This is a genomic window from Dactylosporangium sp. CA-152071 (assembly GCF_050936335.1).
Taxonomy (GTDB): Bacteria; Actinomycetota; Actinomycetes; order Mycobacteriales; family Micromonosporaceae; genus Dactylosporangium; species Dactylosporangium maewongense.
Window position 1 is genome coordinate 630,452 of sequence record NZ_JBNJMZ010000002.1, and the last position, 12,887, is coordinate 643,338.

At 73.6% G+C, this 12,887-nt stretch carries 10 protein-coding genes; 4 read left to right on the forward strand and 6 right to left on the reverse strand.

The window, feature by feature from the left end:
- Positions 1 to 75: 75 nt before the first annotated feature.
- From ACQEVZ_RS43050 to ACQEVZ_RS43060, 3 genes are read left to right on the forward strand one after another with little or no spacing between them, the layout of a single operon-like run.
- On the forward strand, positions 76 to 1,701 hold the full coding sequence (locus tag ACQEVZ_RS43050; RefSeq protein WP_433378625.1) for an ABC-F family ATP-binding cassette domain-containing protein: 1,626 nt from the start codon (positions 76 to 78) through the stop codon (positions 1,699 to 1,701).
- Positions 1,698 to 2,084 (forward strand): PPOX class F420-dependent oxidoreductase, encoded by a 387-nt coding sequence (locus tag ACQEVZ_RS43055; protein WP_344505051.1) that lies wholly within the window; start codon positions 1,698 to 1,700, stop codon positions 2,082 to 2,084. Before ACQEVZ_RS43050 ends, ACQEVZ_RS43055 begins: the two co-directional genes overlap by 4 nt.
- A complete protein-coding gene (locus ACQEVZ_RS43060) occupies positions 2,071 to 2,577 on the forward strand; it encodes an NUDIX hydrolase (RefSeq protein WP_363414550.1) in 507 nt (168 codons plus the stop codon). Before ACQEVZ_RS43055 ends, ACQEVZ_RS43060 begins: the two co-directional genes overlap by 14 nt.
- 3 nt (positions 2,578 to 2,580) lie before the next feature.
- Here the strand turns inward: ACQEVZ_RS43060 and ACQEVZ_RS43065 are convergent, their stop codons facing one another.
- Positions 2,581 to 3,927 carry a hypothetical protein gene (locus ACQEVZ_RS43065; protein ID WP_433378630.1) on the reverse strand — a complete coding sequence of 449 codons (1,347 nt, stop codon included), beginning with the start codon at positions 3,925 to 3,927 and terminating at the stop codon, positions 2,581 to 2,583.
- A gap of 84 nt (positions 3,928 to 4,011) precedes the next feature.
- Here ACQEVZ_RS43065 and ACQEVZ_RS43070 point away from each other — a divergent pair, with 84 nt between their 5' ends.
- The gene (locus tag ACQEVZ_RS43070; RefSeq protein ID WP_433378633.1) at positions 4,012 to 5,838 is read left to right on the forward strand and encodes a tetratricopeptide repeat protein; all 1,827 of its coding nucleotides are present in this window, start codon (positions 4,012 to 4,014) and stop codon (positions 5,836 to 5,838) included.
- 43 nt (positions 5,839 to 5,881) lie between these two features.
- On the opposite strand, the gene ACQEVZ_RS43075 is transcribed toward ACQEVZ_RS43070, so the two are convergent.
- The 5 genes from ACQEVZ_RS43075 to ACQEVZ_RS43095 all read right to left on the reverse strand — a co-directional run bounded on the left by ACQEVZ_RS43075 (position 5,882) and on the right by ACQEVZ_RS43095 (position 12,880).
- Complete coding sequence (locus ACQEVZ_RS43075) at positions 5,882 to 6,367, reverse strand: peptidase inhibitor family I36 protein (protein ID WP_433378636.1); 486 nt, start codon at positions 6,365 to 6,367, stop codon at positions 5,882 to 5,884.
- Positions 6,368 to 6,713: 346 nt separating this feature from the next.
- Positions 6,714 to 8,165 (reverse strand): hypothetical protein, encoded by a 1,452-nt coding sequence (locus ACQEVZ_RS43080; RefSeq protein WP_433378639.1) that lies wholly within the window; start codon positions 8,163 to 8,165, stop codon positions 6,714 to 6,716.
- A 1,118-nt stretch (positions 8,166 to 9,283) separates the two neighbouring features.
- Positions 9,284 to 9,439: a DUF6131 family protein gene (locus ACQEVZ_RS43085; protein ID WP_203853177.1), complete on the reverse strand. Its 156-nt coding sequence runs from the start codon at positions 9,437 to 9,439 to the stop codon at positions 9,284 to 9,286.
- A 77-nt stretch (positions 9,440 to 9,516) separates the two neighbouring features.
- Positions 9,517 to 11,478, reverse strand: coding sequence for a vWA domain-containing protein (locus ACQEVZ_RS43090; RefSeq protein WP_433378644.1), 1,962 nt, complete (start codon positions 11,476 to 11,478; stop codon positions 9,517 to 9,519).
- Positions 11,479 to 11,482: 4 nt separating this feature from the next.
- On the reverse strand, positions 11,483 to 12,880 hold the full coding sequence (locus tag ACQEVZ_RS43095) for a sigma 54-interacting transcriptional regulator (RefSeq protein WP_344505059.1): 1,398 nt from the start codon (positions 12,878 to 12,880) through the stop codon (positions 11,483 to 11,485).
- Between the last annotated feature and the right edge of the window lie 7 nt (positions 12,881 to 12,887).

Consider the following 12,887-nt stretch of genomic DNA (forward strand, 5'->3'; position numbering starts at 1 on the left):
CTACTCCCGCCTACCCAGTGACGCGCACTGAGACACAATATGCGCGGGGTACGACAGAAACTGCGGAGGTAACTGGTGAGCGCCACGCTGGTGGTGAAGGAGCTCGCGGCCGGTCACGGCGATCGGGCGTTGTTCTCCGGGCTGGATCTCGTCGTCGCGCCCGGCGACGTGATCGGCCTGGTCGGGGCCAACGGGGCGGGCAAGTCGACACTGCTGCGCACGCTCGCCGGGCTGCTGCCGACCGAGGCGGGCGGCTTCGGGCTCAACCCGCCGACCGCGATCATCGGCTATCTGCCGCAGGAGCCCGACCGCCGCGAGGGTGAGACGGTGCTGCAGTTCCTGGCCCGGCGCACCGGGGTCGCCGACGCGCAGCGGCGGATGGACGCCGCCGCGGAGCGGATCGAGCAGGACCCGGACGAGTATTCCGACGCGTTGGAGCGCTGGCTGGCGCTCGGCGGCGCCGACCTCGACGAGCGCGTCGTGGCCGTCGCGGCGGACCTCGGGCTGGCCGTGGACCTCGACCTGCCGATGACGGCGCTGTCCGGCGGGCAGGCGGCCCGGGCCGGGATGGCGTCGCTGCTGTTGTCACGGTACGACGTCTTCCTGCTGGACGAGCCCACCAACGACCTCGACCTCGACGGCCTGGAGCGGCTCGAACGGTTCGTCCAGGGCCTCAAGGCCGGCGCCGTGATCGTCAGCCACGACCGGGAGTTCCTGGCCCGCACGGCCACCGGCGTGCTGGAGCTGGACCTCGCCCAGCAGCAGGTCAACTTCTTCGGCGGCGGCTACGCGGCGTACCTGGAGGAGAAGGCGATCGCGAAGCGGCGCGCCCGGGAGGCGTACGACGAGTACGCCGACACGAAGGCCGACCTCGAGGCGCGGGCCCGGATGCAGCGCGCGTGGATGGAGAAGGGCGTCAAGAACGCCCGCCGCAAGCAGCCGGACAACGACAAGGTCAGCAAGGGCAAGAAGATCGAGTCGACGGAGAAGCAGGCGTCGAAGGCCCGCCAGACCGACCGGCTGATCGAGCGGCTCGAGGTGGTGGAGGAGCCGCGCAAGGAGTGGCAGCTGCGGATGGAGATCGCCGCCGCGCCGCGCGCCGGGGCGGTCGTCGCGACGCTCAACCGGGCGGTCGTGACCCGCGGGGACTTCACGCTCGGGCCGGTGGACCTGCAGGTCGACTGGGCGGACCGGGTCGCGATCACCGGTGCGAACGGCGCGGGCAAGTCCACGCTGCTCGCCGCGCTGCTCAAGCGCGTCCCGCTGGCCAGCGGCACCGCGGCGCTCGGGCCGGGCGTCGTCGTCGGCGAGGTCGACCAGGCCCGCGGCCTGTTCGTCGGGGCGAAACCGCTGCTGGACGCGTTCTGCGAGGCCGTGCCGGACCAGCAGCCGGCCGACGTACGGACGCTGCTGGCGAAGTTCGGCCTCAAGGCGCACCACGTGCTGCGGCCCGCGGCGAGCCTGTCACCCGGCGAGCGGACCCGGGCGGCGCTGGCGCTGCTGCAGGGGCGCGGCGTCAACCTGCTCGTGCTCGACGAGCCGACCAACCACCTGGACCTGCCGGCGATCGAGCAGCTGGAGTCCGCGCTGGACGGGTACCCCGGCACGCTGCTGCTGGTCACCCACGACCGGCGGATGCTGGCGGCGGTCCACACGACCCGGCACGTCGACGTGCACGACGGGAAGGTCACCGTCAGATGAGCGAGGAGTTCTGGACCGAACGGCACCTGTGCACGGTCACGACGATCCGCCGGGACGGCACCCCGCACGTCGCGCCCGTCGGCGCCACCTACGACGAGACGACCGGCATCGCCCGGATCATCACGTCGGGCACGTCGCAGAAGGTCCGCAACGTCCGCGCCAACCCGCGGGTCGCGATCTGCCAGGTCGACGGGCGTCGCTGGACGACTCTGGAGGGCACCGCCGTCATCGACGCCGACCCGGAGGCGGTCGCGGACGCCGAGCGGCGCTACGCCGACCGGTACAGGACGCCCCGCCCCAACCCGCAGCGGGTGGTCATCGTCGTGACGGTGACGCGGGTGCTGGGCACGGTCCGGGTAGGTTCGCCGCATGGGAGTTCCTAGATACGTCCGGACCATGCGCGCGCACATCGGGCACGACCTGCTGCTCCTGCCCGGGGTCAGCGGGATCGTCGTGGACGACCGCGGCCGGCTGCTGCTCGCCCGCCGCAGCGACACCGGCGGGTGGGCGGTCCTGGCCGGCGTGGTCGAGCCCGGCGAGCAGCCCGCCGACGCGGTCGTGCGCGAGGTCCGGGAGGAGACCGGCGTCGAGGTGAGGGTCGAGCGGCTCCTCGGCGTCGCCATGCACCCCGTGCACTACCCCAACGGCGACCAGTGCGAATACCTGAATGTGACCTTCCTGTGCAGCGTCGCCGGCGGCACCGCCACCGTCAACGACGACGAGTCGCTCGAGGTCGGCTGGTTCGACCCGGCCGACCTGCCGCCGATGGAGCCCTATTCGCGGCTGCGGGTGGAGATGGCGGTGCGCGACGCCAAGGAGGCATGGTTCGCCCCGCCCGGGTCCCGGCACCCCGCGCTGGTCGAGCCGTCGATGTGACCGTCAGTTCTGCGGGGGCCAGGCCGGCGGCGGGCTCTGCGGGTAGCCGGCCGGCGGGTCCGAGTTCGGCGGGCCGCTGACCGGCGGCGAGGCCGGCTGCGACGGCACCTGCGGCGCGGGACCGCCCATGCCGGGGACCGTCCAGGGCTGCGGGATCGCGCCCGGGTGCGGCTCCGGCGGCGGGCTGGGGTACGTCGGCTGCCCGAACACGGGACCGTCCACGGTCGGCGGCGGCGGCGCGGGAAAGCCGGTCGACTGCGCCGGGATCCCCGCCGGCGCCGGACCCGGCGGATACCCGGAGGGCGGTCCGGACAGGGGCGGGCTCACGTCGTACACCAGCGGCGGCACGAACCCAGGAGCAACCGGCAGGACACCGGTGGCAGGACTCCCCACCGGGGCGGCCGCCAGTGGTGCCAGCCGGCGCCCGACCAGCTCCAGCAGCCAGACCGCGAGCAGCCCCACCACCGCGAGCAGCCCGGTCGTCAGCAGCATCGTCGCCGCGTGAGCCCCCTCGATCAGCTGCCAGCGGCGCACCCCGTCGACGATGAACACGCCGAGGACGACGCCGAACACGCCCGCCCGGCGGCCGAACACGCTGACCCCGCCGAGCAGCACCGCGGCGAGCGCATACGGCAGGTGCCCCGTCTCGGTGAACACGGCCGCGCTGGTCAGCCGCGTCGACAACACCCCCGCGACGCCGGCGAGCGCCGCCGAGCCGGCCACCCCGACCAGCGCGCCGGTCAGCTTCGCCGGCCGCCAGCGGGCGGGGTCCTCGCCGCCCGAGGGACGGTTCGCGGAGAGGCCGCGGCGGACGGCCGGCAACGCGAACAGCACGGCGCCCGCGATCGACCCGGCGACGAAGACGGCGACCCACGCGCCGAAGCCGCCGGAAACGCGGGCGGCGCCGGTGACCGGGACCAGCCGGCCCTCGGTGGCCTGCAGCAGCGCCGCGGAGACGACGAACCCGCCGCCGAGCGTCACCGCCCACGCGGGCAGCGCGGTGAGGCCGGTGAGCAGGGCGAGCGCCAGGCCGACGCCGAACGCGGCGAGGACCGCGACCAGGAACGCGGCGGGCACGGAGGTGCCGTCGTTCACCTGGTCGGCGTACACCCAGCCGGCGAGGACCGCGATCGAGCCGATCGCCAGGTTGGGGGTGGCGGTGCGCAGCGACAGGGCCAGTCCGCAGGCGGCGAAGCCCAGGATCGCGAGCCCCGCCCACGACTGGCCGCGGCTGAACACGGCGGAGTTGGCGTTGAGCAGGCCGGCGACGACGGCGCCGGCGGCGAGCAGGAGCACCGCCTCCCAGACCAGGTGCGGTGCGAGCTCGCGCATGGGTCGGACCTCGGTCATGCGGCGACGCTACCGCGCATCGACGAACGACGCTGCCCACACGCCGCCCGACGTCATCCGTTCGGCGTGCTCTACTCTCCGCGGGTGGCCGACGATGTCGAAGACCCGGTGGCGCAGGCGCACGGCGAGCTGTCCCTGGCGCGGGTGGCGCTCGCCGAGGACGACCTCGAGCACGCCGCCAACCACATCGCCGGCGCGATCGCGTGGGCGCCGGGGCTGCCGGAGGTGCACGAGCTGCTCGCGGCGCTGACCGTCCGGGCCGGCGGCGAGGTCGCGGAGCTGTTCCCGCTGCGGGAGCCGGCGTTCATCGGCACGGTCGTGGCGCGGGCGCACGTGACGGCGAAGGCCGACCCGATCGGGGCGCTGCGGATGCTGGCGCAGGCGACCGGGTTCGACCCGGAGCAGCCGTGGGCGGACGTCAGCTGGGTGCGGGCCGCCGACCCGGCCGGCCTGGACCCAGACGACCTCGCCAGGCTCTTCGTCGGGGTGATGCAGCGGCTCGGCGACCCGGCACCGCCGCCGGTGGCGAAGGCCAACGAGGTGTGGCTGGACCTCGCCCGGCGGTCGTTGCGCGCCCACCCCGACCACGCGCTGCTGCACGGGGCCTCGGCCGGGCTCGGCCGCCGGTTCGGCGACACGGCGGAGGCCGTCCGGTGGGGCGCCCGCGGGCACCGGCTGCACCCGGACAAGCTGACGTCGGTCTGGTACGCGTACGCCCTGCGCGCCGACGGCCGCCTCGACGCGGCGCTGAAGGTGATGCGCGCGGCGTGGCGGGCGGCGCCGGACGAGGTCGACCTGTGCGCCGACATGGCCAACTGGCTCGCCGACTCCGGCCGCGTCGACGAGGCGATCGAGCTGCTGGAGGAGGGGATGCGCCGCCGGTCGGACTACGACTGTGCGGTGCACACCGTGCACCGGCTGCGGTTCCAGCGCGACGGCGACGCGCGGCACCTGGTGGCCCTCGCCGACTTCATCCGCGAGCACCCGGTCGTCAGCCACGAGCACGCCGACCTGGCGCAGGCGTGCGAGCGGCTCCCCTGGCTCGGCCGGGTCACCGGCCCGACCGAGGCGTGCGTGAACACGCTGCACCGGATCCCGGCCGGCGAGCGGGGCACGATGGACGGCGGGATGTCGCTGTCGGCGCTCGAGGTGCCCAGCGCCCTCGCGGTGCTGCGCCGCCAGCTGCCGGGCGTCACCGTGCGGGTGGAGGGCGCGCCCGCCGCCGACCTGGTGCGGCCGTTGCGGGAGGTGCGGGTGCTGTGGCGGTACGACGGGACCACCGCATATCCGACGGTCGAGCCCGCCGCCGCGGCCAGCCAGGCGCTCCTGGCGGGGATCGCCGGTCCGGTGTGGCCGCACCCGGTCGCCGCCTACGACCACGCGATGCCGCTCGGCGAGCTGCCGGTCGAGCAGCTGCTGTCGCTGCTGGTGCACCCGCCGGCGCGGCCCGAACGGTTCGTGGAGCTGCCCGACGGCTGGTGGGAGCGGTCGGCGCAGGTGTTCGCGTGCCTCGGCCTGCTGCACTGCGGCGAGCTGCGCAACCCGGCCGACCCCGGCGACACGGCAGCGCAGCGGCGGCTGCTGACCGACCTCGCGTGGGGCGTCGAGGACTGGACGACGGAGGCGGCGCTCTTCGCGCTCACGGTCGCGGCGTGGCTGGACCCGGCGTGCCGGGTGGAGGTCTGTGACACGGTCGGCCGCCGGTTCCTGGCCGCGGTGCGGGCGTCGCGGACCAGGGCGGTGACGATCAGGGACTCGCTGTCGGCGCTGGTGCGGATCGTGCCGGGCATGGTCCCGGACATGCTGGCCCTCGCCGGTGAGGTGTCGGGTGTACCGGCGGCGCCCGCTCGCACGGAGAAGCCGGCCTCCCCCTCACGGTTCGGCCGGCTCTTCCGGCGGCGTCAGCAGTAGTGCCGGGGTGGCCCGGTGTGTCGCGCCCGGGCCTGCAGCGGCGTCAGCAGTAGCGGTACACGTCGGTGGCGCGGTTCGTGGCGCCGCCGACGAAGTCGATCGACCGATACCCGACGCCGACGCTGAACAGGCCGGTGCCGTAGTCGAAGAACTGCACGCTGCCCCGGCTGAGGTTGTAGTAGGCGGACTCGACGCGGTCCTGCCAACCGTACGTGGCGAGGCTCTGCCACCCGCACGAGGACAGCTTGCCGCGCGGGTAGCCGAAGTCCGCGCGGTCGTAGAAGCAGAACCATCCCGACGGGCAGTCGACATACGCGTCGACGTGCTCGGGTGACGGCGCGGGCGGCGCCAGCGTGACGACGAACCGGCCGCCGTCGTAGCTGATCTCGTTGGCGCCGACGACCGTCCCGCCGGGGTGTTCGGCGAGGTACGACGCGGCGCCGGCGGTGACGGGTGCCGCGGCGGCGGGCGCGGCGGTCGTGGTGATCGCCACGACGGCGAAGCAGGCGAGTGTCAGGGCACGGATCATGGCTGAACCCCCACGTTTCAGCGGACCGGGACGCGGTGCGGTGACTGCGTGTCACCCGCGGATCCCCCCGGACCGCTCCAGGTGCACGCCGTTGGCGCGACCGTATTCGCCACCGAGCGTGGTCACCATGGCCGCGTACAGACTGTGCCATGAATGAATACGTTCCGGCGTACTACCTGCTCGTCACCTCCGTCGAATTCTCAATGATTTATCAATCGTCGTACGGACCGTAACGTCCTGTCGCGGGCTCGCCGACCTGCGGGCCGTCGCGGCGCGACTGACGGACGGTGACCGAGGGCCGGCCGCCACGGGGGCGACCGGCCCGATCTGCAAGTTGCAGCACCGCTCAGTCCGGCTGGTCGTCCCACACCGAACGCACATACACGACCTGCCGGGTGGTCACCGGCACACCGTTCTGCCGCTGGATCGTGGACTCGTGCACCAGCAGGCGGCCGGTGCCGGGGTCGAACACGATCGTCTCGCGGACGCCGTCCGGGCCGTCGGCGCTGAACGCCTTGCCGGGCAGCCCCAGCCGGTCGGCGATGGTCTTGCCCCGGTACGCGAGGCCGGGCGTGCCGCGCAGCATCCGCAGCACCGCGATGCGTTCCGGCGCGCGCAGCGGGTAGGCGACGCACAGCTCCCCGAGCCGCCGCAGGAGTGCCGCGGCGCCGGGGCGCTCCACTCCCTCCAGGGTCCGCTGCAGCTGGACCGGGTCGGCGCTCGGCGGCCCGGCCGCCCCGGCGGGCGGGCCCGGCGGCAGCGGCTCCGGCGACGACGTCGCCCCCGTGCCGTAGGTCCTGACCCGGCCGGGTGCCGCCGGCGACCAGTCGAGCTCCTCGTTCACGTTGCTCGTGGTGTTCAGGTACTCCGGCGGCGGCCCGTAGGTGGTGATGACGACGTCGACGTGCGCGTGCTCGCCCGCCGCCGCCTCGGCCGGGTCGATCGCGGCGATGACGGCGTCGAGCTCCGCCTGGGCCGGCGCGCCGGGCGTGAGGGTCGGTGGCGGCGGGGTCGGCGTGCGCGCCGGCCCGCCGGACGCCGCGACGCCGGTGCGGGCCGGCGTCCCGCCGGTGCCGCCGGCCAGCCACAGGCCCGCGACCGTGAGGACGACCAGGGCCGCGGCGACGGCCGGCACGACCACGCCGCGGCGGCGCCACGGCGGTGGCCCGGGCGGCAGCTGCTCGAGGCGGGCCTTCCACTGCTCGGCCGCGTCCGGGGTGCCGCCGCTGAGGTACAGCCGCCACAGCAGCTCGTCGTCGGTCCACCGGGTGGGTAGCAGCGGCCGGGGGCGCAGCCGCTGCACCGCCGGGACGGGGCCCGGCAGCTCGGCGGGCGCGCCGTGCTCCTCGGTCTCCGCCCGGCGCCGGCCGATGGTCTGCTCGTCGACGCCCTGCGCCGCGATCAGGGACCTGAGCGCGCGCCGCGCCGCGGGCCGGTCGGCGTCGTCGCCGAGGTCCGGCTGGAACCGGGCCGCCCGGCTGATGGCGTCCGCGCGGGCGGTGCGCCACTCGTCGAAGGTGGACGGGTCCTCGTTGACGCTCTTCAGGTACAGCTCGAGGTGCTCCCAGGACGGGATCTGCAGGCCGCTGTCGGCCTTCGACAGGGTCGTCTGGTTGCTGTTCACGCGCTGCGCCATGACCTGGTAGGACGGGTTGCCGTCCGCCTCGCGGGCCCGCCGCATCCGGTGGGCGAAGTCGGCCGGCGGGTGGTAGCCGACCACCGGTTTGACCGGGCGGCCGCGGCGTCGTGCGTCGGTGGGGTGGGGTGCGTGGCCGTCATCGCCACGGGCGTCGAGCATGGACGGGCTCGCTCTCGTTCCGGTGCTTTCCGACAGTTCTCGAGGGTGTTCGCTCCGGCGGGGACGCCCTACTGAGGGGCGGTAGGGCGTCGCCTCACCTGGATCAGCGATCTGCGGGTCGGGGAAAGCGTCATGGCGCCGTCCGTTTGCAGCCGCACGGCACGCATCCCGACTTGCGGCAGTTTGCCATCCGGCTCGCGCGGTTACCAGTCATGCGCGGTCCGGATTGCCGACACATCGTCGTGAGTAATTGCCTACCGATCAGTAGGCCGACCGGGACCGGACTGGCCGCGCGGTGGAGGTGTGACTGCCCAGTCGGTGGCCACCGTCGCCGACCGGCTCATCGGCTTCCGCCGTATCGGCGGACGTCACTGCCGTGACCTCATTCGCATCCACACTGTCGGGTCTTGGATGCGATGACAACAATGAGGTAACGTCGCCGCATTCAGTGACGTAACGGTCACTCGACCCGCCGAGCGGGCCGTCGTAAGGACCGTGGAGCTCCCGGTCGGACCTTCTCGAGGGTTCAGCGATCTGGGGACGGGGGTCTTCCGTTGCAGCGGAAGGCCCCCACTGCGTCCCACCAGGCCGGCGGGGCCTGACCCGGGAGACGAGCCGCCCGGCGGCGGCGGTGACGGCCGCGACGAGCGCGGCCACTTGGATGGGGTCCAGCCCCCAGGCCACCGCGAGCGCCGCGAACCCGAAGACGGCCGCGAGCGCCGCGAGAATGAGGGCCGCGTCGGCCGCGGCCCCGGTGCGTTTGTGCCGATGTCCTGTGGTGCGCATTCGAGCCTCCATGGCGTCGGACCGCTGCCCCGGGTGGATCATTCACCCGGGTGACAAGCCAACATCATGAGAGGCGGGAAGCGCCGGAAATAGCGATCAATCCCAGCGAATTCTGCGGGCCGCCGCCGACCTTTCGCATCCGAACGAAGCCGGCGGGCGCCCGCAGGTCAGCGCCATTCTTTGCGTAAGGGCAGAAAGAATGCGCTGAGAACTCGGCGGGTCGTCGCGGCGCCAGCGACTCCACTATAGGGCCGTATGGCCATAGTTGGCAAGTGCCCGGAAACGGCGATGGCCGGCGGGGGGACCGCCGGCCATCGGGTTGCATAAGAGGGTCACCAATAGTGACGGCGTCCGGCGAGGGGACGGCCGACGGCACCCAGGATCCACAGCACCGCGCCCACGATCAGCAACACGATGCCGATCGTTTCCAGGATGCCGACGTGCAGGAAGAGCCCGAGCAGGAACAGGATCAGGCCGAGGACGATCATCTTCAGCTCCCGGGGAGGAGGGGGTGTTGCATGGACGTTCTTCAGGTACCCCTCCCCCTCGACTTCTGAAACACCGATCACCCGCGGCGGCCCCGGCGGGCTCGGATGTAGTCGGAGACGACGTATCTGCCCAGGTCATCGGCGTCCGGGGTGAAGACCCGCCCACCGCTGCGCCGGGCGACGGCATCGACGAAGCGGCGCAGGCCGGGGTCCTCGCCGAGCATGAACAGGTTGAGCACCGCGCCGTAGCGGGTGAGCTGGTCGACCTCGTGCACGGTCGCGGTGACCGTCTCGCGGGTCGACGGCCAGCGGAAGTACGACGTGCCGTCCTCGAGCAGGTGCGCGGTCGGCTCACCGTCGGTGACGACGAGGACGACCGGGTCGGAGCCCGGGTGCCGGCGCAGGTGCCGCCCCGCGAGCATGAGCGCGTGCTGCAGGTTGGTGCCCTGCACGTAGTCGGGCTCGACGGCCGCCAGCTCCTCGACGGACAGCTTCGTCGCGTACCGGCCGAACCCGATGATCTGGAGGGCGTCCTGCGGGAAGCGGGTCGCGACGAGGTGGGACAGCGCCAGCGCGGCCTGCTTCATCGGGCCCCACCGGCCGTCGGCCATCATCGAGAAGGACAGGTCGACGCAGAGCGCGACGGCGGCGGACACCCGCCGCTCGGTCTCGGCGATCTCGAAGTCCTCGACGTCCAGCCCGATCGGCAGGACGGCGGTGCCGCCGGTGGCCTGGCGGCGCACCGCGTTGCCGATGGTGCGCACGACGTCGATCGGCTGCTCGTCGCCGTACTGCCAGCGCCGGGACGCCCCGGTGAGCTCGCCCGCGGCGCCGGCGTCGCGCAGGTCGTGCTGCCCGCGCCGGCCGGCGGTGAGGTCGGCGAAGACGGTCCGCAGGGCGGTGCCGCCGAGCCGGCGCAGCGCCTTCGGGCTGAGCGTGAGCCCGTCGGCGCCGCGGGTGACCCAGCCCTGGCGGCGCAGCTGCTGCTCCAGCTCCCGCAGCCGGCGCAGGTCGTCGGCGGCGGAGCGGCCGAGCTGCCGTTCGACGGACTCGACGTCGACGTCGTCGAGGGTGGCGCCGGGGTGCTCCTGGCCGAGCTGGTCGATGAGGTCGTCGAGGTCGCCGATCTCCTCCAGGGCGCCGGCGGCCTCGCCGTAGCCGAGGTCGCGGTCGCCGCGGACCCGCTCGCCGCGGCCCCAGTTCAGGTCGGGGCGCAGCGCGCGGAGGTTGTCGGTGAGGGCGGCCATCTCCCCGGCGAGGCTGCCGAGGGACTGCTCCATCAGCGACTGCAGCTCGGCGCGCTGCTGCGGGCTGAGCGAGCGCATGAGCCGCTCCCCGGCGGCGGCGCGGCGGGCGAGCGCGTCGACGAGCTCGTCCACCGATCCGGGCCGCTCGGGGAAGAAGTCGCCGTGCTGCGCCATGAACTGCGCGAACGCGTCGTCGGTGTTCTCCCCGCGGGCGTGCTTGGCGAGCAGGCCGTTGAGGTCCTGCAGCATCTGCTGCATGCGCTCGCGCGTCGCCGGGTCCTGCAGGGCGTCCTTCATCCCTTGGAACCGCTGCCCGACGACCTCGTCGCGCAGCTGGTCGAGGATCTGGTCGTAGAGCGCCTTCGCCTCGGGCGAAGTCCAGTTATATTCGGACAATTCAGCAACTGCGCGAGATGTCGACCGCGGCAAGTTGGCCAGCTGTGTCTCCGCGAAGCGGGCGTCGTCAGAATCGACCGCTGACAGAGCGTCGCGTTCGGTGGCGACCGCTTGGTCGAGGAGCTGTTGCGCACGGGTGACAGCGCCATCAAGATCGCCGCGTCGAAGAGCCTCCCGACGCAGCCGCCGCGCCCTGGCGAGCAGATCGTCGAGGCCGCGGCCGCCGTCGGGCCCCTGGGGACCACTGCGCAGCAGGTTGCGCAGCGCGTCGCGGAGGCTGCCGCCGTCGAGGACCTCGGCGCCGACCTGATCGACGGCGGCGCGCACGTCGTACGGCGGGGCGAGCGGGTCGGGCCCGCCCCGCCACGCCCCGTACCGGAACCTGTTGTGACGCACGTGCTCAGCCTCCGTAGACGGTGCGGCCGTCCTCGGTGAGGTCCTTGGACAGCCGTCTGGTGAGGTGCAGACCTTCCAGGACGAACTCGATGCCCGCGGCGGCCTCGCCGCGGCTGGGCGCGTCGCCGAGCCCGAGCCGCTCCAGGACCTTCGCCAGGCCGGGCACGGTGCCGACCTGCTGCAGGATGTCGTCGGCGCCGGCGAGCTCGCCGGTCTCGATGACCTGGCCCTCGGCGACGAGGTCGGTGAAGCCGGACAGGTCCAGGCCGGCGAGCCGGGACCGGAACGTGTCGGCGGTCGCGGTGCGCAGCAGGTGCGCGAGGATCTCGATCTCGCGGCCCTCCTCGCCGCTGTCGAACTCGACCTTGCCGCGCAGGGTGCTGGTGACGCTGACCGTGTCGCCGACCCGGGCGACGGGCTTGTCGTCGCCGAGCAGCCCGCCGCGGCGCAGCGCGGACGCGGCCACGGTCTCGGCCGCGGCGATGGCGAAGCGGGCGGACACGCCGGAGCGGGAGTCGACCGCCGGCGACTCGCGCACGGCCCGGGTGAACCGGGCCAGGACCTCGATCACGTGGCTGGGGACCTGCGCCACGAGCTGCGCCTCCTGCTGGATCAGGTCGGTCTCCAGCTCCAGGTCGAGGGGGTAGTGGGTGCGGATCTCGGCGCCGAAGCGGTCCTTGAGCGGCGTGATGATCCGGCCGCGGTTGGTGTAGTCCTCAGGGTTGGCGCTGGCGACGAGCAGCACATCCAGCGGCAGGCGCAGCTGGTAGCCGCGGACCTGGATGTCGCGCTCCTCCAGGACGTTGAGCAGCGACACCTGGATGCGCTCGGCGAGGTCGGGCAGCTCGTTGACGGCGAAGATGCCGCGGTTGGTGCGCGGGACGAGTCCGAAGTGGATGGTCTCCGGGTCGCCGAGGGTCCGGCCCTGCGCGACCCGGATCGGGTCGACGTCGCCGATCAGGTCGCCGACCGACGTGTCCGGGGTGGCGAGCTTCTCCCCGTAGCGCATCGAACGGTGCAGCCAGTCGACCGGCAGCGCCTCGCCGGCCTCGGTCGCGAGGCGCCGCGACGCGGGCGTGATCGGTGCATACGGGTGCTCGTTGAGCTCCGACCCGGCGATGACCGGGGTCCACTCGTCCAGCAGCGACACGAGGCCCCGGATGACGCGGGTCTTGCCCTGGCCGCGCTCGCCGAGCAGGACCAGGTCGTGGCCGGCCAGGATGGCCCGCTCGAGCTCGGGCAGGACGGTGTCGTCGTAGCCGACGACGCCGGGGAATCGGGGCTCGCCGCTGCGGAGCTTGGCGAGGAGGTTGTCGCGCAGTTCTTCCTTGACGGTGCGGAACCGGTGGCCGCTGGCGCGCAGCTCGCCCACGGTGCGGGGCAGGTCCAAAGGCTGGGTCACCGCTCGA